This is a genomic window from Mesorhizobium sp. M1050, from assembly GCF_040318715.1.
Taxonomy (GTDB): Bacteria; Pseudomonadota; Alphaproteobacteria; order Rhizobiales; family Rhizobiaceae; genus Mesorhizobium.
Genome location: NZ_JAMYMV010000001.1, coordinates 216,441 through 236,144, shown reverse-complemented (window position 1 = coordinate 236,144; position 19,704 = coordinate 216,441). Strand labels below are relative to the sequence as shown.

The window sequence follows — 19,704 nt, the reverse complement described above, 5'->3', positions numbered from 1 at the left end:
CGGGGGATGCTGCATGCAACGGGTTTGGTATGGGCCGACGCCTCGCAACTTCGGAACCCACGGGCGGAGCAGGAGCTAAGCGACGCGGCGCAGACCCTAGAATCCATGCCGCGACCTCAGTTGAAGGGCGCAGCGGAACAGAATTCTGCACGTAGCGACGCTTTGAAGTCGCGGCATGGATTCTAGGGTCTGCGCCGCGTCGCTTCGCTCCTTGCTTCGCCCTAGAATGACGAAGCTATGGGGTGCTTCGGCAAACTACGAGGCAAAGCTTCCTCAGTCCTCCAGCGTGCCTGATCGGGCGTCGGCGCTCTTCCTGTCGCCGACCAGCTTCAGCAGATCCTCGCCGGCGCGGATGATGCGGCGCGACCGCCGGGTCAGAATGATGCCGTCTTGCGGTGCGAAGACCTCCGTGCGGCCATCGGCTTCGCCCGGTGCATGGACGATGGTGGCAAGGCGTGCACCCTTGGCGACGCGGTCGCCGGGCTTCACGTCATAGAGAACCGCTCCGCCCCTGGGCGCCGGCATCATGTCGATGTTTTCCAGCGGCGCGACGACCCCTTTGAACGCGCCAGGCGCGGGCAGCGCGGGATCGGCGATCACGCCGCGCGCCACCAGCAGCCGGTAGAGCCCTTCGGCGTCGGAGGCGGCCAAGGCACCGTCGACATCGAGGATGCCGCGATATTCGACCGTGGTGGCGACGCGGCGTCCGAGCTTGGCCACATCATCGGGAACGTTTTGGTAGGGCATGATCGAGGCGCCTTCGAAGGTGCCATCGGTGTCCTCGCTCCACAGCACGACCGCATCGACGCCCATGGCGGCCGCACAATCGGCCATTGCCGGCCACAGGCTGGTGTGGACGTAGAGATAGGCAAGACCTTCGTCGTCGCAGTGCAGGTCGAGCACGATGTCATGGCCAAGCGACAGTTGCACCAGGCGGGTCTTCAGCCGCTGGTCGGCCGTGCCAAGTGCGGCGTCGTGCAAGAGGGCTATGTCTGGCGCGGCGAGCAATGGAAAGCCGCGGTTGAAATTGGTGCGGGTGCCCAGATGGAAGCGGCCTTGATGCTCGCCGAAATGATACTGCGCCCGGCCGATCGGGTTGGCCCAGGGCACGATGGTGAGGTTGCCCTTGATGCGGCCCTCGGCCTCCGCCTTGTTGAGCATCGGCATCAGCGCGTCGATGGCGACGACACCCGGCAATTCACCGGCATGGAGCGCTGCCTGCAGATAGGCGGATGGGGCAGCCTTGTCCTCGCCCGCAAAGCGGAACAGCGGGAATTCATAGGAAACGCCTTCGCTCTCGCCAGCGATGCGTTCGATCGATTTCTGCATGACTTCCTCCATCAAGAGCATGAGACATGCCTTTTTGAGGGTGCCGATGTCGATTGGTCCAGCCGGCCCCGCTATGGGCGCAAGAGGTTACTCTGCGGGAGCCTCAGCGACGGTGACCGCCAGCAGGGCAAGTGTTGCGCCTTGGTGGCCGAAGGCAGTGAAGAAGCGTGCGGCCAAATTGCAGCAATGCAGAAAAAGAAGGGCTTTGAAATAGGTTGCAGGCTCTCAAACCAGCGGCTTCAACTCCTGGGCAATGGTCGGCAGCAATTCCGAGACATTGGGATGGATGTGCACGGCGCGCGCGAGCGCGTCGACGGGCGCCTTGGCGTACATCAGGTCAAGCACGCAATGCACCGCCTCGTCGCCGCCGGGGCCGAGCACCGAGCAGCCGAGGATTTCCCTGGTATGTGCATCGACCAGGATCTTCATGAAGCCTTGCGTCTCGCCCTTTTCGACAGCGCGGCCGACTCGGCTCATCGGCCGCTGGCCGACCAGTGCGCGACGGCCAGATTTCTTCACCGCGGCCTCGGTCATGCCGCAGCGGCCGAGCGGGGGGTCGATGTAGAGCGCATAAGCTTCGATGCGGTCGCTGACCTTGCGCGGATCGTTGTCGAGCAGGTTGGCGGCGACGATCTCGTAGTCGTTGTAGGAGGTGTGGGTGAAGGCACCCTTGCCGTTGCAATCGCCCATCGCCCAGATACCGGGCACGCTGGTGCGCAGCTGGTCGTCGACAATGACGAAGCCGCGCCGGTCGACCTCGACGCCTGCTCTATCGAGGCCGAGGTCGTCGGTGTTGGGCGTCCTACCCAGAGCCAGCAGCACATGCGATCCGACCGCCGGCGGTTTGCCGGCCGAGAAGGTCACCGCGATGTCCTTGCCCTGCTTGGCGAAGCTGATGTCGTCGGCACCGACATGGACTGTAATGTCTTCGTTTTCGAGGATCGACAGGATGGCGGCCGAGACATCCTCGTCCTCGCGGCCGGTCAGGCGGGGGCTCTTCTCGATGACGGTGACTTCGCTGCCGAAGCGGCGGAACATCTGCGCGAATTCGAGCGAGACATAGCTGCCGCCGACGACGACGAGATGGCGCGGCAGCACGTCGAGATCCATCATCGACGAATTGGTCAGATAGTCGATGTCGTGAATGCCGGGCAAATCCGGCACCGAGGCGCGGCCGCCGGTGTTGAGGAAGATTTTTTCGGCGGTCAGAAGCTCGTTGCCGACGCGCACCGTGTTGGAGGATTCGAAACGCGCATGGCCACGGTAGAGCGTGCAGCCCTTCATTCCGCCGATCCAACTCTCCAGATTGCTGCGGGCGTCGATCGTCACCTTGTCCTTGCGCGCCTTGATCCTGGCATAGTCGACGCCGACGGGGCCGCCGAGCGTGACGCCATAGTCGGCCGCACGCCGCGCCAGCTGCGCGGCATAGGCACTGGCAACCATGGTCTTGGTCGGCATGCAGCCGGTGTTGACGCAGGTGCCCCCGACCAGCTTGCGCTCGATCAGCGCCACGCTCATGCCGGCTTCCGTCAGCCGGCCCACCAATGGCGGCCCGGCCTGTCCGGCGCCGATGATGATAGCGTCGAACGTCTTGGCCGTCATGCCACCGCTGCCACGATCAGGAGGCCGCCGATGATCGCCACCGCATCCTCGATGAAGGCGGCGGGCGGATCCTTGCCGAAGGCGGCGGCGAGCCGGCCGCGCGCCTCGGCGCCGCCCAGCGTGCCGATGACCGCGCCGATGGCGCCGGCGATCAGGCCGCCGATCACGGCGCCGCCTGTCGCGCCGATGACCGCGCCGGTGAAGGCACCCATGATGATGCGGGCGCCGAATTGCTGCGGTACCTTGCGGCTTGGCGTTGACGGCAATTGGTCGGTCACCAGCTCGACGACGGCCAGGATGGTGAAAATGCCGACGGCTGCCCAATGGCTCATGAAGCTCGCCCAGGTGCCGGCAACCGGCAGCCAGCCGAGCCAGGCGCCCCAGGCGACGGCGGCTGGCGCGGTCATGGCGCGAAGACCGGCAATGACGCCGATCAGAAGTGCGAGAATATAGAGCATTGTTGATCCCCTCGATCTCTCCGGCAAGAGCAGGCTAGCATAGGTCCGGCATTTGGCCAGCGCTTGACTTCGAAAATTGGGATGGTTTTTGCGCCCGGTGTTGCAGAGGCATTGGCACTTTCCCGTCCATTGCAATTGTGCTTTGGCAAAGACGTCAACTGGAGACACCGTCATGGCTGAAAGCGAGCGCGCAAAGATGGCGGCCGGCCAATGGTACACGTGCCTCGACGACGAACTCGAGGCGTTGCGGGCGACAACGCGCGACGCGGTGTTCGAGCACAATTGCCTGCCGCCGCGGCAGCGCGGCAATCTCGGGCCAAGCCTGAAGGCGTTGCTCGGCAAGGCCGGTGAGGGCGCCCGCATCGAGGCGCCGTTCCACTGCGCCTATGGCTTCAACATCTTTCTCGGCGACGGCGTCTTTCTCAATGCCGGCTGCACCATCCTCGACACGGCAAGCGTACGCATCGGCAGGGGAACGCTGCTCGGCCCCCATGTGCAGATCTATTGCGCCGAGCACCACAAGGAGGCCAGTGGGCGGCAAGCGGGACTGGAGATCGGCAGGCCGGTCGAGATCGGTGCCAATGCCTGGATTGGTGGCGGTGCCATCATCCTTGGCGGCGTCAGCATCGGCGAGGGCGCCATCGTCGGCGCCGGTGCGGTGGTGACGCGCGACGTGCCCGACAACACCACCGCGGTCGGCAATCCGGCACGGGCGGTCAGGCGCAGCTGATGCTATGCCTTAGGAAACCGGATCGTCGCTTCAAATCCGTCTTGTCGGCCTGATGCGGGTGAATTCAGCGCCAGTGGCGCATCGATCTGTTGCAGGATCCGGTTGACGATCGCCAGGCCGAGGCCCGATCCCTCGGCGCGTGTTGCGCCGCGTTCGAAACGCCTGATCAGGCCGGCCGGGGCGGGAACCACCGGGCCTTGGCTGACCACGCTGAGTCGGGCGTCCTCGTCTATGTGCACGACCACTGATCCCCCTACGGTGCCATGCCGCAAGGCATTCTCGATGAGGTTGCGCAAGACGATGGCCAGTGCATCCGTGTCAATCGCGGCCAGCGCCTTGCCTTTGTCAGGCGTTTCGAGGCGAAGGCGGCCCTTGTTTTCGCTGCGCTGTTCGAAGTCTTCCACCACCAGTGCAGCGACCGCGGCGAGGTCGGCGGGGTTGCCGGCAACGGCCACTCCGGCGTCAGCGCGCGCCAACTGCATCAGCTTTTCAGACAGGCTGGCAAGCTCGCCCAACGCCACCTTGATCTGACGCGGGCGTTTTCTTGCCGCCTCGTCCGGAGCTTCAGCAATCAGCCGCTCCGTCTGTGCCAGCGCGCCGGCAATCGGCGTGCGCAATTCATGCGCGGCGTTTGCTGTGAATTCCTTTTCTGCATCAAGCGCCATGTGCAGGCGCCGCATCAGGCTGTTGACCGACTTGGCGATAGCGGCGAGTTCTGAGGGCAAGTCCTCGGTTCGGATCGGAGCGAGATTGTCGCCATGACGGGCGCTGATCTCGCCGCGCAGTGTTTCGATTGGCCTCAGGAAACGCGCCAGGGTCAGCCATGCGAAAAGTGCGCTCAAGGGGATCAGGATGACCATTGGTATCAGGAAGCCGGTGGCGGCTTCGAGGGTTTCCTCGTTGCGTCGTGCATCAAGCTCGGCGACCTGGATGAGAACCGTGCCGCTGACCGTGGGCTCTGTGTAGATGCGCCATCCCGATGCCTCCGAGAAACCCTGAACAAGCTCGGCCGTGAGCGGCTCTGCCGGAGCGTTGTAAGAATGAATGAGAACGTGACCGGTGGCGTCGCGCACCTGGAAAATGAGACGCCCGCCGTCATCGTCTGAGACGGCCTCCGCCAGCCTGCGGGGCGATTGCGACGCCTCGCGTCCGAAAAGATCGTCGATCACCAGCGGCAGCAGCCGGCGCGCCGCTTCCTGCATCGAGCTGTCCATGGCTTCGTTGATTTCACGATGCAGCGTGATGCTTCCCGTGCCCGCGGCGACCAGGCCGAAGGCGACCGTGATCAGGATCAGCGAGGCGACGAGGCGACCGGCAAGGCTGCTGAGCAGTCTCATGGGGATGCCAGACGGTAGCCAAGCCCTCTTACCGTGGTGACGGCGTCGCGCCCGATCTTCTTGCGCAGACGACTGACATAGACTTCGACAGTGTTGCTTTCGATCTCCGCGCCGAAGGCATAGAGCGCGTCCTCGATCTGGTTCTTGCCGACAGTCATGCCGGGCCGGCGCAAGAATTGCTCCAGCACCGCCCATTCGCGCGATGTCAGCATGGCCTCCGTGCCTTCGACGACGACGCGGCGGGCGGCCTGGTCGATCTCGACGGACCCGAAACGGATCAAGGGATTGGGGTTTCCCGCATAGCGGCGCGAGACGGCGGCGAGGCGCGCGGACAATTCGCCAAGATCAAACGGCTTGACCAGATAGTCGTCCGCTCCGGAGTTCAGCCCCTCTATACGATCGGAGAGCTGGTCGCGGGCGGTCAGGATGATGACTGGCGTGTCGTTGCTTTCGCGGCGCAGCAGCTTCAGGAATTGGAGTCCCTTGCCATCCGGCAGATGAAGATCCAGGAGAACAAGTTCATAGGAGACGACGCGAAGGTGATCGCCGGCTTCACCAAGCGACCTGCTCCAATCCACCGCGTGGCCGTCGGCGGCAACGTGATCGCGCACCGCTTCGCCCAGTACAGGATCGTCCTCGATCAGCAGAACGCGCACTTCGCCTCCGTGTTCAGCAACCCGCCCGTCTATGCGGGATGAGGCTGACAGGAAGCTGAATGAAAGCCAACTGCGGCTTTTTGGGCGACGCCGGGCGTGTTCAGGCAGCTGTCAGGTTTCACGGTCAGGGTCCGTGACATCGGAATTGGCCGATGGAGAAAAGAAGATGAAGACCTTGACCTTGACCGCGCTGGTGATGGCTCTTGCCGGGCCGGCCTTTGCCGCCGACAAGTGTGATGTGCCGACCGACCAGTGGCAGCCGCGCGAGGCGCTGCAAAAGAAGCTTGAAAGCGAAGGCTGGAAGGTTCGCAGCATCAAGACGGAAAACGGCTGCTATGAAGCCAAGGCGCTCGACGCCAAGGGCAAGAAGCTGGAAGCCGTCTTCAACCCCAAGACGCTCGAGTCGGTCGGCGCCGATTCCGACGACGGCTGACCGCCATGAACGCCACCTTTTCGACACGAGAAGCCTCGGTCGAGTCGACACGAGAAGCCTCGGTCGATTCGACACGAGAAAACCTGGTCAGGGTCTGGAGCCCCTATGTCCGCCTCTTTCACTGGTCCTTGGTCCTGTGCGTTGCGGTGGCTTGGCTTTCCTCCGGAGAGATCATGAAGGTGCATGAACTGGCCGGCTATGGCGCTGGGGTTCTGATTGCCTCGCGGCTGATCGCCGGGCTGGCGGGTTCGGGGTATACGCGCTTTCGTCAATTCGTGCGCGGACCGCAAACCGTCAGCCTGTATCTCGCCGACGTGGCAAAGGGCCGCGAGAGGCGTCATCTCGGCCATAATCCGGCTGGAGGCGCCATGGTGCTGGCACTTCTGGCTTGCGTGGCGGGAATTGCGCTTACCGGTTGGATGCAGACCACCGACGCCTGGTGGGGCGTGGCCTGGGTGGAGGACACGCACAAGATCCTGGGCAATGGAATTCTCGTGCTGGTCGGCCTTCATGTCGGCGGCGTGCTGCTGGCCAGCGTTCGTCATCATGAGAATCTGGTTCGCGCCATGCTCACCGGCCGCAAGCGTGCGCCTTCGCCGCAAGATGTTCCCTGAGAAATTCCGAGGGCGCAGCGCGATGCGGCGCCTCGGCGTTCTGTCTCAGAAGGGCGGCGCCATACGTTCGTCCCGCTGATCGGCCCGCCTGGAAAATTCGCGCCGGTATTGCGCCGGTGATGTCCTCAGCCGAGCGGCGAAATGCTGGCGCAGCGAGGTGGCGCTGCCGAAGCCGGCCTCGAACGCCACGATATCCATCGGTTTCTCCGTGGCTTCCAGCAACCGCTGCGCCAGTTCGACCCGCTGGCCGGTCAGCCATTCGCCGAAACTGGTGCCGATCGATTTTTGAAAGCGGCGGGTGAAGGTGCGCCGGGTCAGGCCGGCGGCCTCGGCGACGCTGTCCAGGCTATGCGTCTCTCCGAGCGTTGCACGAACCGCGTCGAGGGCTTGGGCGAAACGGTCGGCATCCGCGCTCCTCGCCACCGGATGCTCGATGAATTGCGCCTGCCCACCCTGCCGATGCGGGGAAAGCACGATCTGGCGGGCGAGCCGCAGTGCCGCTTCCGCGCCATAGCGGGCGCGCACGATGTGGAGACAGCAGTCGAGACCGGCGGCGACGCCGGCCGACGTCACGACATCGCCATTGTCGACATAGAGCACCGTGGCGTCGACGGCGACATCGGGGTGGAGCGTTTGCAACTGTTCTGAATAGGCCCAATGCGTGGCGGCACGGCGGCCCGACAACAGCCCGGCTGCGGCGATGGCAAAGGTTCCCAGGCACAGGCCGACAATCAAGGCGCCGCGCCGGTGTGCTTGGCCTAACGCCTCCATCAGCAACGGCGCCGGCGGCTCGCCGAGATGATCCCAGCTTGGAATGATGACAATGTCGGCAGCGTCAAAACCTTCGAGCCCATGCGGGGCGGCGACGGTCAAGCCGGCCTCGGTGTGGATTGGGCCGGCCTTGACCGCACAGATGCGGAAGTCGAAGCGCGGCAGTCCAAGGGCCGTCCTGTCCTCGCCGAAGACCAGGCACGGCACGGAGAGATGGAAGGGGCTGATGCCGTCGAAGGCGAGGACGGCAACGATCGGGTCGGTCATGGGTGCCTCCAGCGAGTGAGTGTATATTGTCCCAATTCTTTCTAATGATGTCAATCGGGTCACTTTCGACGAGTTGGCAGCCTGCCTATTTTCGGACGATCGCATTCAAGCCGGAAAGGAAAACACAATGTCTGACCCAGCCAACACCACGCCACGCCGGGCGCTGATCGTCATCGATGTCCAGAACGACTATGACGGCGGCAATCTTGCCATCCAGCATCCGCCGTTCCGCGACAGCGTCGTCCATGTCGCCCGGGCGATGGATGCGGCGGTAGCGGCCGGCATCAAGGTGGTGGTCGTCAAGCAGATGGCGCCCGAGACATCGCCGATCTTCGCCAAGGGCAGCCATGGCGGCGAACTGCATCCCGAAATCGCCAGGCGCAGTCGCGACCATTATGTCGAAAAGAACCTGCCCTCCGCCTTCACCGGAACCGACCTCGAGGACTGGCTGCATGCCAACGCCATCGATACGATCACGGTGGTCGGCTACATGACGCATAATTGCGACCTGTCGACCATCATCCACGCCGTCCATATGGGCTTCGCCGTCGAGTTCCTGTCCGACGCCACCGGCTCGGTGCCATACGCCAACAGCGCCGGCTACGCCTCGGCTGAGGAGATCCACCGCGTGGTCACGATCATCCTGCAGTCGCGCTTCGCCGCCGTGCTCAAGACCGCCGAATGGGTCGAGTGCCTGAAGACAGGAGCGCTGCCGGAGCGTGACACGATCGTCGGCTCCAACCAGCGGGCGCTGTCGCGGAGCGCCGCATAAGCATCAGCGGAAAATGCAAAGGGCGCCGCATCGCTGCGGCGCCCTTTTGATATGTCGAGACTTAAGTCTCAGAACAGGCCTTCGATCTGGCCCATTTCGTTGAGGAAGATCTTCTCCGAGGACGGAGCCTTGGGCAGGCCGGGCATAGTCATAACCTCGCCGCAGATGATGACGACGAAGCCGGCACCGGCCGAAAGCCTGACCTCGCGCACCGGCACGGTGTGACCGGTCGGCGCACCGCGCAGGTTCGGGTCGGTCGAGAACGAGTACTGGGTCTTGGCCATGCATACCGGCAGGTGGCCATAGCCGGCCTGCTCCCAGGCGTGCAGCTGGTCGCGCACCGACTTGTCGGCAATGGCCTCCGAGCCGCGATAGATGCGCTGGACGATGGTGTTGATCTTCTCGAACAGCGGCATGGCATCGGGATAGAGCGGCGCGAACTGCGAAGCGCCGGATTCGGCCAGCGCCACCACCTTGTTGGCGAGGTCTTCGATGCCGGCCGAGCCGTGGGCCCAGTGCTTGCACAGGATGGCTTCCTCACCCATCGAGGCGACATAGTCCTTCATCGCCTGGATCTCGGCGTCGGTGTCGGAATAGAAGTGATTGATGGCGACCACCGCCGGCACGCCGAACTGCCTGATGTTCTCGATGTGGCGGCCAAGGTTGGCGCAGCCCTTCTTCACCGCTTCGACATTTTCCTTGCCGAGGTCTTCCTTCTTGACGCCGCCATTCATCTTCATGGCGCGCACGGTGGCGACGATGACGGCTGCTGCCGGCTTCAGCCCAGCCTTGCGGCACTTGATGTCGAAGAACTTTTCCGCGCCGAGATCGGCGCCGAAGCCGGCTTCGGTGACGACGTAGTCGGCAAGCTTGAGCGCCGTCGTGGTGGCGACGACCGAGTTGCAGCCATGCGCGATGTTGGCGAACGGGCCGCCATGCACGAAGGCCGGGTTGTTCTCCAGCGTCTGCACCAGGTTCGGCTGCATGGCGTCCTTCAGCAGAACGGCCATGGCGCCGTCGGCCTTGAGGTCGCGGGCATAGACGGCCGACTTGTCGCGGCGATAGGCGACGATGATGTCGCCAAGGCGCTTTTCAAGGTCCTTCAGGTCGGTCGACAGGCAAAGGATCGCCATGACTTCCGAGGCGACGGTGATGTCGAAGCCGCCCTCGCGCGGAAAACCGTTGGCGACGCCGCCGAGCGAGCAGATCATCTCGCGCAGCGCACGGTCGTTCATGTCCATGACGCGGCGCCAGACGACGCGGCGGGTGTCGATGCCGAGCTCATTGCCCCAGTAGATGTGGTTGTCGATGAGCGCCGAAAGCAAGTTGTGCGCCGTGGTGATGGCGTGGAAGTCACCGGTGAAGTGGAGGTTCATGTCCTCCATCGGCACGACCTGCGCGTAACCGCCGCCGGCAGCGCCGCCCTTGACGCCGAAGTTCGGGCCGAGCGAGGCCTCGCGGATGCAGACGATCGCCTTCCTGCCGATGCGGTTCAGGCCGTCGCCGAGGCCGACCGTGGTCGTCGTCTTGCCTTCGCCGGCCGGCGTCGGGTTGATGGCGGTGACGAGGATCAGCTTGCCATCCTTGTTGCCCTTCACCGACTTTATGAACTCGGCGGAGATCTTGGCCTTGTCGTGGCCATAGGGCAGCAGATGTTCGGTCGGGATGCCGATCTTCTGGCCGATCTCCTGGATCTGCTTTTTCCTGGCGCCGCGCGCGATCTCGATGTCGGACTTCACTTCGGCCATGACGGCTTTCCTCTGGATTGGACGGTGGAGGGGACGGGTTTGATGTCACTCGCAAGCAGGTTGGAACCGGGCGCGGGCATGTTCTAACCCTCTCGCTGCCGCGGCGTCAACTTGCATGCAACTATGTTTCCTATAGAGAAAATTCCTCTGCGGACCGGCCGACCTGTCATCGGTTCTTCCTGGCTCCGTTGCCGCGCCGTATACAAGCCAGAGGACGCGTCGCGCCGCCGTCTCAAAACAGCCGCACAATGCACGGAATGCGACAGAGGCGACGGCGCAAATTCGCCATCGCGTGGTGCCCAACGGAACAGCGCTACTGAGTCAGGACGTTGCTGATTTCGACCATGTTGGAGCGCACCCTGAGCACGTAGAAGCCCATTGTCGTCAGGTGCGTCGGCAGGATCCAGCCGTCCTCGCGGCCGTTGGCGATGATAAAGGGCTGGATGCGCAGCGCCGAGACGAACTGCGAGTCCATCGTGTCCCACAGGTTCTGCAGATGCTTTTCCTTGATGACGTCGTCGAAGTCGGCCTGGGCACCCTTCATCAGCCCGTAATAGCCATAGAGCTGGCCATAGGCGAACCAGAAACGGTCGTCGGCGCGGAAATCGAACCAGCCATTGTTGTGGTTTTCAGCGCGTTCCTTGAGGATCGCCGAGGTCGAGCCGATGTCGGACGAGATACGGTCGATATATTGTTTCAAATTGTCGGCGCGGGCGTCGAACGTCGCCTGGCAGGTGGCAAGGCGAGCGTTGAAGGAACGCAGCATGCGGACGGCGTCGCGATAGTAGCTTGGTGTCGGCGTCTTGGGGCCGAACGGGTTCAGGCCGAAATACCAGGTCTCCTCATCGAACTGCAGATTGCCGCGGGCATTCTGCAGATCGCTATCGATCTGCGAGGTGGTGCGCACACGGCCGAGATTGTCGGCGAGTTCGGTTGCGGTGCGCCGCACCGCCTGGTTGATGCCGCGCTGGAACGAGGCCTTGTTGTCCATCCACGGCGTGTTATCCCAGTCGATCCCAAACAGGCCGAGCTTGTAGAGGATCATCGACGAGATCCAGGCATTCTGGTTGACGTTGAAATCGGTCAGGTCGGCCGCCACCTGGGCGATGCCGGAGTTGCCGCAGGTCTTGGCCGTGTCGGTACCTGAGCCCGCCGAGACCTGTTCGCCGGCGGAGACGTTGCGTTTCTCGAAAGTGTATGTGTCGGGGTAGTTCGGGTTGAAATTGTTCCACCATTGGGTGGCGTAGAAGAAATTGGCGTAGAGGCCGATCAGCACCAGCAAAGCCAGGCCGAGCGCCGCCTTGAGGATCCAGCCACGCTGCGTATACCAGCGCCCGGCCCACAGGAACGGCCACAGGATCGCGCCGATCACAAGCCCAATGCCGCGGCCGATCCACTGGAAAATCCGGGTGAAGAAGTTCACGATCGGATCGAGCATGGCAATGTCATCCCCTCAAAGCATGATGCCAAAAAGTTGCAGACTGTTTGGATAACATCATGCGCCAAAACAGTAAGTTAGAACGAAGTGACAGTTCATTTCGTTCTAGTCGGTCAGGCCATAGAGGCGTGTGCGAAACGCCACCTTGTCCTTCAGATATGTGGTTTTGAGAACGTCTACAACATGCGAGCGCCAGGCGTCGCTGAAGCCGTCATAGTCCCTGTAGAAGCCGTCCTTGTTGAAGATGTAGCGCGAGACGAAATCCGACGGCACGAAATCCGAGATCAGCCGGTTGGTCAGCCAGGCGTCGGGATGTTCTGATTTGGCGCGGATCACCAGGAAGCGCTGCTGCGGGGAGACATCCTCGATCTTGAGGTGGCCGAGCTGGGCGATCTCGCGCTTGGCGGCGTTGAGAAAGGGAAAGTTGCCGTCTTCGGTGATCAGGTCGGCATGGCTCTGGATCCAGGTCTGCAGCCAGACCTTGTCGACGTCGGTCAGGTTCCGGTTCGGGTCGGCGTCGCGGATCAGCGCGCGCACCACCATCTCGGCCCGGTGCTCGAGATAGCCCGATGTCTCGACCCAGGAGGCACGCGGCAGCTCGATCCGCCCGGTGGTGGCGAGGAATTTGAACACCTTGTCGGCGTCGCTGATCGAGATATAGCTCACTTGCCACGGTCGCGAACGGCGGAAACCGGGAGCCGCCGGATCGCTGATCACGGTCGTCATATCAGGGTCGACGAACACGTAGAGGCCGCCGAAATGGCTGGTCCAATAGGCGCTGTGGCGGAAGATCACCTGGTCTGGCACCAGCGCGTTTTCGCGGATGTCACCGCAGATCTTGGCAAGCTCCACCATGCGGGTCAGCATGGCGTTGTCGCGCCAGGCGTCGGGCTCCTGCCTAAGCCGGTCGACGAGCTTGCCGAGCTCGGCGGCCTTGCCTAGCACATCCTCGGCCGACAGCACCTTGAACTCGACCTGGTTGATCGACAGCAAATCCTCGATGTCGTTGACCTTCGGAATGGAATCCTCGATCTCGCCGTAGATCACGTCCTTGATGGTCAGCGCGTCGATGGCGCGCTGGTTCTTGGACATGAACTCGAACATCAGCTGCGAGGTGTTGGAGAAGGCCGTATGCACCACCGGCAGGTCGATCTGCGACGGCGTCAGGATGATGAAGCGGCGGTTGACCTCGTTGGGATCGAGATAATCGTAGTCGCCGCATTCCTCGGCCACTTCGGGCGAGAAGCCGGTGCGGTCAATCTGAAAGCTTTTCAGCTTGGTGGGCTTCAAGCCGAATGCGGCGAGCGCCTTGTTGTAGCGCTGGATCAGGTGCGACTCGTCGACCGTCAGCAGCCGGCCGTAGATCAGCTCGTTGTCGCGTAGAAGGTCGGGTTTCTTGGTCATCTTCCCTTCTCCCACAAGGGGAGAAGGTGCCCGAAGAGCGGATGAGGGGCGCGGATCTTCCTTCTCCCCTTGTGGGAGAAGGTGGATCGGCGCGAAGCGCCGAGACGGTTGAGGGGTGTTGGCCGGAGCGCTGTTGGTGCCAAGCTGGAACACCCCTCATCCGTCGCCTTTGGCGACACCTTCTCCCACAAGGGGAGAAGGGAAGGACGGCTCAGCTCACGCATTCCAAAGCCCCTTCTTTTTCATCTCCTCCATCTCCCGTGCAGCCCGTTCGCGCAGCCGCGCGTCGCGCAGCAGCTTTTCCACGGCGGCGTCGTCGGACTTGTCGGAATAGCGGAACTCGCTGTCGGCGTAGCGGTTGATCTCCTGCATGACCATGTCCATCGAGAACGGCCCGCGCAGTTCCTCGATCATCGCTTTCTTCTCGTCGTAGCCCTTGTGCATGAAAACTTCCGGCTTCTCGAACCAGTCGTCGGGAAGCTCGATGTCCATGGCGCGCATCTTGATGGCGTCGGTGACGTTCTTGATGGCGCGGCCGGTGAAGCGCGGTTCGGCATCCTTGATCAGGTGCAGATAGGTGCCGATGTCGGCCATCGATTTCGGCGCGCCGTTCTCTTTCATGTAGCGCTCGTAGACCTTCATCAGCCCGTCTTCCCTTGGCTTCTCGTGCTCCTCATAGGCCTCGGTCACGGCGCGCTGGATCTCCTGCGCGGCATAGAGATCGTGGTCGCCGAGCGGGATCTTGTGGTTCTTGCCGGCAAGCAGCACGAAGATGTCGATGTAGTCGTCGCGGCTCTGCGGCCCGTCGACCAGCCAGCGGGCGCCGGCGCGCTGTCGCAGCGCATCGTCGACGTTCTCGGGATAGTTGGAAAACATGCCGAACGAGCAATTGCCGCGCACCACGGTGGCGGCGCCCGCGAAGGCATCCATCAAGACGCCGGTGATCTCCTGCTGGCCGGCCGAGGCGCGGTCGTCGGAGCGGCGCGCCGCCACCTGGTCGATGTCGTCGATGGTGCCGAAGCCGATGACGCGCGGGTTCAAGACATTGTTGATGAACTGACGGCAGTTCTGGCCGGACTTGCCCTGGTAGGACGAGATCTGGTCGACGCCGAAATTCTCATAGGCGAAGGGATAGCGGGCGACCTGGCAATAGCCGTTGACGAGGCCGGCGATCATCTGGATCAGCGTCGTCTTGCCGGTGCCGGGCGCGCCGTCGCCGATGAAGGTGAACAGGAAGCCGCCGAGCTCGACGAACGGGTTCATCTCGCGCTCGAAGTCGTAGGCCATCAGCATCTTGGCGAGCTTGACCGACTGGTATTTGGCGATGTGATTGCCGACGACCTCCTCCGGCTTCTTGAAGGTCATCACCAGTGGCTTGGAGCGCTTGCCCGGTGCAACGTCAAAGCCATCGAGGGTGAAGTCATCGACATCGATGCGGATATGGGCGTTCTCGAACGGGCCGATGCCGTCGAAGCGACCCTTGCGGGCCAAAAGCCCGTCGATGGCGACGCGGGAAAAGGCCCGCGCCCTGGTCATCAAATCGGCATCATCGGACGAGCCTGAGATCGCCTTGTCGAGGCCGGCCAGGATCGACTTCACCGCATCTTGCGGCGTATCGAACAGGAAATCCGGCTCGGGGATATCGTTGGGTGCCTCGCCGTCGCTGTCGATCAACTGGAACAGATAGGAGGCGAGGCTGAAGGCGGAGACGTAGGCCGAGGCCGACAGAAGCTTCTTGAAGGTGGACGCCTCGTCGCCCTCGAGCGGGGCGCGGGTGTTCCTGGCCTGCAGGCTTTCGAGGTCCGAGCCTTCAGCAAAAACGTCCGATATTGCGAGCGCGATCGCCGTGCCGCGCCGGGCCCGAAACAGAAGCGTGTGCTGCGGGATGGTCAGCAACTGATCGTCGGGATGGACGGCGCCGACGGTCTTCGACAGCTCGACCTCGCGTGTGCGGCGCACCGAGCCGACCGAGACGGTCGAGACGAAGCGGCGATTGGTGCCGGCAAGTGCCGTGCCGGACTCACGTGACGGATCCTCCAGCATGACAATGCGGGTGATGAAGCTCTGCGCGGTGGCGCGGTGCTTCTCGATGGCGGCTTCCGGTATGGTGGTCAGGCCGGTATCCATGAAGGGTGCTCCGTGGTGTGACGGTCAGACGTCTGAGATGACCTGCCCGTTGGACAGGATGTGAACCTTGTAGCCGGCAAAAATCTTCTGCGCCTCGCCGACGGCATACAGCGCCTGATAGGCTTCGTGCGGGATCAGCGCGTGGTTTTCGTAGCTCGACACGCCCTGGCGCGCGGCTTCCAGGTCGTCGGTGTTGATGAAGAATTCCTGCGTCGTCTTCTCGCTTGAAAACAGCCCCTTGCGACCGGGCTTCTCGGCTTTGGAATAGACCTCCTGGATGGTCCAGGTCAGCAGCCAGGCGTTTTCCGGCTTGCGCACCTTGGCGAGCACTTCGGTCACCCTTGAATTGTTGTCGGTGATGCCGGCCGAATAGAATGGACCGAGCACGACGCGGCGCAGCTGCTTGGGATGCAGCGGCTCGAAATCCTTGTCGAGGTTGACCGCGATGGTCGCCGGCGACAGCGTATAGGCCGAATTCTTCTCGGTGAAATCGTCGAAACGATGGGCGAGCTCGGGATTGAGCAGGCCGTCCACCGGCAGCGGGATGTCGATCGTCTCGTTCAGCTTGCCGTTTCTGTCGACAAGCTGTCGGACCATGTCTTCGGAAGAATCCTCCACCGTCACCATGTAGACCAGCGGCAGGTTGGCACTGCCGTCGAACGTCGCCCAGTGGACGAGATAGTAGGGACGCCCCGTCTTCGGGTTGACCGAGACCTTGGCCGTTTGCGCCAGTGTGAACGAGCCGAACGTGTTTTCGCTCTTCACGTCCTCTAGATAAAGCCGTTCGGCCATCGACTTCTGCAACGCCTCGGGGAACTCCTTGTGGCGCAGGATGAAGTCGGCCATCTCCTCGCGCAACTCGCCGGCCAGCGGAATGTTGGCGAGCCGTGCGTCCGCCTGGCGGCGGTCATTTTCCAGTTCGAGCAGGTTCTGGAACACCGGAAATCCGCTCTCGGCGCGCGAAATGCGGAAAGTGTCCATGAAGCCCAGCCGATTGCGCCAGCAGGCGAATGACTTGTCGAGCCGGGCGATGTATTCGGCGACGATCTTGGCGACGATGCCGTGCCGGTAGAGCGGCGAGCGATCGTCGCGCATGAACACTTCAAGGCCGCTGAGCGCGGCCGTGATGGCAGAGAAATACCGTGCCGCCGCTTCGTTTTCGGGGGTCATGCCTGTACGCTCGCGGGCAGTTCTGCCACTCCTAAGACTGCACGTAATTTGCCGAATTGTGCTTCTTCAACACCTCGTCGAAGCGGCGGGCAAAGGCATCGTCGGCCAGCTTCTTGCGGCGCTGGATGTCGGCAGTGGCGACCATGTTCTTCTCGTGCATCTCGAGCAGGTCGCCGATGTGCTTTTGCGAAGCAGCGCCGATGCCGGCCATGGTTTCCTCGGCGGTGTTGTCGACCTGGCTGCCCAGCGTGTTGATCTTGTGGGCGACGTCCTGCTGGGCGGCGGTCTTCAGCGAATCTTCGAGCGCCTTGTAGAGGACGATACGTTGCTCGGTGTCGATGGTCAGTTTGTTGATCAGCGTCGACTGCGCGGCGATCTGGTTGTTGAGCGAATCGACAAAGGTCTGGAACATCGAGGTGTAGCGCTCGAGCGTCTGGCTCTCGGCTAGCAGCTCCTGTTCCTTGGCTTGCTTTTCATTGTATTCCGTCGCCAGCTTGGAGCGCTCGCCTTCGAGCTGCGTGCGCTCCTTCTGGCTGGTCGAAGCGGCGATCTTGTTTTCGATGTCGAGCAGCATCGGGTTGAGTTCCTCGATGCGCTTTTGCACGGCTTCGAGGTTGGTCATGGTGGTCTTGCGCCGCTCGATGACCTGCGACAGGCTGGTCTCGGAAGTCTTGTAGCGCTGGTCGAGGACCCCTTTCTGGGCCTTCAGGATGCCGACGATGGTGTCGGACTTGACCAGCAGTTCCTGCAGATTGCCCGCTAGCGACATGTTGCGGACGCGGTCGGTACGCATGCGCTGCTTGCTCTGGCTGGAAAAGACGCCGATGAATTTTTCCCAGCCGGTGTAGTTCTTCATGCTCTCGAACTCGGCGCCGAAGACGTTGGTGGCGTCCTCCAGCCCGATGATCAGGTCGGCGATGTTGCCTTCCATGACCTTCTGCTGCTTCAGCACATCCTCGATGCGGGCGTTCTCGATGTCGAAATTCGCGTCGCCGATCTTCTTGTCGGCGGTCGCGAGCGTATCAAGCACGGTGCCGGACTGCTCGATCTTGCTGCGCATGTCCTGCACGACCTGCTTGGTCTTGGCAATTTCGGCATCGAAATTCTGCAATGTCGCCATTGGGGCCTCCCGCTTCGGCATCACGTCGCTGGTCGCGAACAGCGGCGAATATATGTGGGGCATCCTGGGATTGAAAGACGCAAGACAAGACCCGCCCCGAAAACAAAATATTCGGTCACGGTCTTGAAAGGCAATGGAAGCGAGGTCATGGCGTGACTAGCCTGCCGGTCAGTCATAGTTCAACTGCCATTGAACTTCTATGCCGCAAAACGACGACGCGCGGGATGCCTTTGTAGTTGGCAAATCAATACAGCAATAGCGGCGGCGACATGCGAAGCGAACGCCGGCGTCACAGAGACGCGCGTGCAGCGGGTCAGGGCTTAGGATCGGCCTTCAGATAGGCGATGACGTTGGCGATGTCGTCGTCGTTGGTCAGGCCGGCAAACGCCATTTTGTTACCGGGCACCTTGAGCCGGGGTGCTTTGAGATATTCGGCAAGGTTGGCTTCGTCCCAGACCAGGCCGGCGCCACCGGCACTCTTCATCGCCTCGGAGTAATGACCAAGAAAGCTCTCGGCACTACCGGCTGCGCGGCCGACGACGCCCATCAAATGCGGACCGACCTTGTCGCGGTCGGTGGCTGCTTCATGACAGACGATGCACCGGTTGAAGACCTTCTTGCCAAGGGTCGGGTCACCGCCCGCATGAGCGGCAAGCGAGGTGGCAAGGAGAAGAATGCTGGCGAACGAAGCGGCGCGAAACATGGCTGTCTCCGGAGAGCTCTGGCTGGCGGCGTTATAGGACCGAGGCCTTAACAAACGCTGCATCATGGCGCGATTGCGGAAGATGCCGATCGGGTTGCATCGGGGCCTGGGCAAGGTCGCCGGGCGATCAGCCCTTAATAAAGCCGATGAAGTCGTCGGGCGCGGCGCGGCCCATCTCTTCCTCCCAGTGGCGACGGCAGAGCGAGACATAAACGTCCTTGCCGATCGCCACCTGCTCGCCCTGACGCGCCACCTTGCCGTCAGGTCCGAGGCGCACCACCATCGTCGCCTTGCGGCCGCAGCGGCAGATGGTGCGCACTTCGCGCAAATCGTCGGCGATGGCCAGCAGCGCGCGAGAACCGGAGAACAGATTGCCCTGGAAATCGGTGCGCAAGCCGTAACACATGACTGGGATGTTCAGCCGGTCGGCGATGCGGGCGAGCTGCCAGACCTGCTCCTCTTCGAGAAACTGTGCCTCGTCGACAAAGACGCAATGCACCGATGTGTGCGCGTGATGATCGGCGACGCGGGCGAACAGATCGTCACCGTCGCGGAACATCTCGGCTTCCGTCTCCAGGCCGATGCGCGACGAGATCAGGCCGGTATCGCCCTTGCGGTAGTGGCCGGCGACGAACAGCATCGTGCCCATGCCGCGCTCGCGATAATTGTACGACGCCTGCAACAGCATCGTGGTCTTGCCGGCGTTCATCGTTGCATAGTGGAAGTAGAGCTTAGCCATGCCGCCCTTTACGGTCTGTTGATATTCAGGTGATGCCGGCCTGCAAATGGCGGTTCCTGCGCTTCCGGTGCTCACGTGGCCAAAAGTACGCTCCGCTCCGGTTCTCGGAGTCCACCATTTTCGTCTCGGCCTGACCTGAATCTAAACAGACCTTATGCCGACTTGGCCTGATACGGGGAGGGGCCACGGCAGGCTTTCCCCGAAAAAGCCGTCTCGCTCCTGAAAAACTGTCTGGCCCCTGAAAAACTGTCTGGCAAGACAAAAGCGTCAGCCGTGTCGCTGATTG

18 protein-coding genes are annotated in these 19,704 nt (G+C 62.5%); 4 read left to right on the top strand and 14 right to left on the bottom strand.

Features of this window, described 5'->3' with window-relative positions; all coding sequences use genetic code 11:
• Positions 1-273 precede the first annotated feature (273 nt).
• The 3 genes from NKH57_RS01215 to NKH57_RS01205 all read right to left on the bottom strand — a co-directional run bounded on the left by NKH57_RS01215 (position 274) and on the right by NKH57_RS01205 (position 3,389).
• Positions 274-1,329, bottom strand: a complete 1,056-nt coding sequence (locus NKH57_RS01215; protein ID WP_352941013.1) for a M14 family metallopeptidase — start codon at positions 1,327-1,329, stop codon at positions 274-276.
• Between the two features lie 225 nt (positions 1,330-1,554).
• Positions 1,555-2,931 carry an FAD-containing oxidoreductase gene (locus NKH57_RS01210; RefSeq protein WP_352941011.1) on the bottom strand — a complete coding sequence of 459 codons (1,377 nt, stop codon included), beginning with the start codon at positions 2,929-2,931 and terminating at the stop codon, positions 1,555-1,557.
• Entirely contained in the window at positions 2,928-3,389 is a 462-nt protein-coding gene (locus NKH57_RS01205) for a DUF4126 domain-containing protein (RefSeq protein WP_352941009.1), read from the bottom strand. The genes NKH57_RS01210 and NKH57_RS01205 overlap by 4 nt, the downstream gene beginning before the upstream one ends.
• A 172-nt stretch (positions 3,390-3,561) precedes the next feature.
• Between NKH57_RS01205 and NKH57_RS01200 the strand changes: the two genes are divergently transcribed.
• Positions 3,562-4,119, top strand: a complete 558-nt coding sequence (locus NKH57_RS01200) for a sugar O-acetyltransferase (RefSeq protein WP_352941007.1) — start codon at positions 3,562-3,564, stop codon at positions 4,117-4,119.
• Positions 4,120-4,121: 2 nt separating this feature from the next.
• Here NKH57_RS01200 and NKH57_RS01195 read toward each other — a convergent pair whose 3' ends face one another.
• Both NKH57_RS01195 and NKH57_RS01190 read right to left on the bottom strand, forming a co-directional pair.
• Positions 4,122-5,456, bottom strand: coding sequence for an ATP-binding protein (locus NKH57_RS01195; RefSeq protein ID WP_352941005.1), 1,335 nt, complete (start codon positions 5,454-5,456; stop codon positions 4,122-4,124).
• Complete coding sequence (locus NKH57_RS01190; protein ID WP_352941003.1) at positions 5,453-6,112, bottom strand: response regulator; 660 nt, start codon at positions 6,110-6,112, stop codon at positions 5,453-5,455. Before NKH57_RS01190 ends, NKH57_RS01195 begins: the two co-directional genes overlap by 4 nt.
• Before the next feature lie 166 nt (positions 6,113-6,278).
• Between NKH57_RS01190 and NKH57_RS01185 the strand changes: the two genes are divergently transcribed.
• Together NKH57_RS01185 and NKH57_RS01180 are read left to right on the top strand one after the other, a co-directional pair.
• Positions 6,279-6,545, top strand: coding sequence for a PepSY domain-containing protein (locus NKH57_RS01185; protein ID WP_023760678.1), 267 nt, complete (start codon positions 6,279-6,281; stop codon positions 6,543-6,545).
• Between the two features lie 5 nt (positions 6,546-6,550).
• The gene (locus NKH57_RS01180) at positions 6,551-7,159 is read left to right on the top strand and encodes a cytochrome b/b6 domain-containing protein (RefSeq protein WP_352941001.1); all 609 of its coding nucleotides are present in this window, start codon (positions 6,551-6,553) and stop codon (positions 7,157-7,159) included.
• A 45-nt stretch (positions 7,160-7,204) separates the two neighbouring features.
• On the opposite strand, the gene NKH57_RS01175 is transcribed toward NKH57_RS01180, so the two are convergent.
• Entirely contained in the window at positions 7,205-8,197 is a 993-nt protein-coding gene (locus NKH57_RS01175) for a GlxA family transcriptional regulator (RefSeq protein WP_352940998.1), read from the bottom strand.
• 127 nt (positions 8,198-8,324) lie between these two features.
• On the opposite strand from NKH57_RS01175, the gene NKH57_RS01170 reads away from it, so the two are divergent.
• Positions 8,325-8,969, top strand: a complete 645-nt coding sequence (locus NKH57_RS01170) for a cysteine hydrolase family protein (protein ID WP_352940995.1) — start codon at positions 8,325-8,327, stop codon at positions 8,967-8,969.
• 68 nt (positions 8,970-9,037) lie between these two features.
• Here the strand turns inward: NKH57_RS01170 and NKH57_RS01165 are convergent, their stop codons facing one another.
• The 8 genes from NKH57_RS01165 to NKH57_RS01130 all read right to left on the bottom strand — a co-directional run bounded on the left by NKH57_RS01165 (position 9,038) and on the right by NKH57_RS01130 (position 19,418).
• On the bottom strand, positions 9,038-10,717 hold the full coding sequence (locus tag NKH57_RS01165; protein WP_023760682.1) for a formate--tetrahydrofolate ligase: 1,680 nt from the start codon (positions 10,715-10,717) through the stop codon (positions 9,038-9,040).
• A 313-nt stretch (positions 10,718-11,030) separates the two neighbouring features.
• The gene (locus NKH57_RS01160) at positions 11,031-12,155 is read right to left on the bottom strand and encodes a DUF2333 family protein (RefSeq protein WP_023760683.1); all 1,125 of its coding nucleotides are present in this window, start codon (positions 12,153-12,155) and stop codon (positions 11,031-11,033) included.
• Between the two features lie 105 nt (positions 12,156-12,260).
• Complete coding sequence (locus NKH57_RS01155; RefSeq protein ID WP_023760684.1) at positions 12,261-13,559, bottom strand: DUF6638 family protein; 1,299 nt, start codon at positions 13,557-13,559, stop codon at positions 12,261-12,263.
• Positions 13,560-13,775: 216 nt separating this feature from the next.
• The gene (locus NKH57_RS01150; protein ID WP_352940991.1) at positions 13,776-15,686 is read right to left on the bottom strand and encodes an AAA family ATPase; all 1,911 of its coding nucleotides are present in this window, start codon (positions 15,684-15,686) and stop codon (positions 13,776-13,778) included.
• Positions 15,687-15,710: 24 nt separating this feature from the next.
• Positions 15,711-16,856 carry a hypothetical protein gene (locus tag NKH57_RS01145; protein ID WP_352940989.1) on the bottom strand — a complete coding sequence of 382 codons (1,146 nt, stop codon included), beginning with the start codon at positions 16,854-16,856 and terminating at the stop codon, positions 15,711-15,713.
• A 31-nt stretch (positions 16,857-16,887) separates the two neighbouring features.
• Positions 16,888-17,976, bottom strand: coding sequence for a hypothetical protein (locus NKH57_RS01140; RefSeq protein WP_023760687.1), 1,089 nt, complete (start codon positions 17,974-17,976; stop codon positions 16,888-16,890).
• Positions 17,977-18,289: 313 nt separating this feature from the next.
• The gene (locus tag NKH57_RS01135) at positions 18,290-18,679 is read right to left on the bottom strand and encodes a c-type cytochrome (protein ID WP_352940986.1); all 390 of its coding nucleotides are present in this window, start codon (positions 18,677-18,679) and stop codon (positions 18,290-18,292) included.
• Between the two features lie 127 nt (positions 18,680-18,806).
• Positions 18,807-19,418, bottom strand: a complete 612-nt coding sequence (locus NKH57_RS01130) for a thymidine kinase (RefSeq protein ID WP_352603515.1) — start codon at positions 19,416-19,418, stop codon at positions 18,807-18,809.
• Positions 19,419-19,704: the final 286 nt, after the last annotated feature.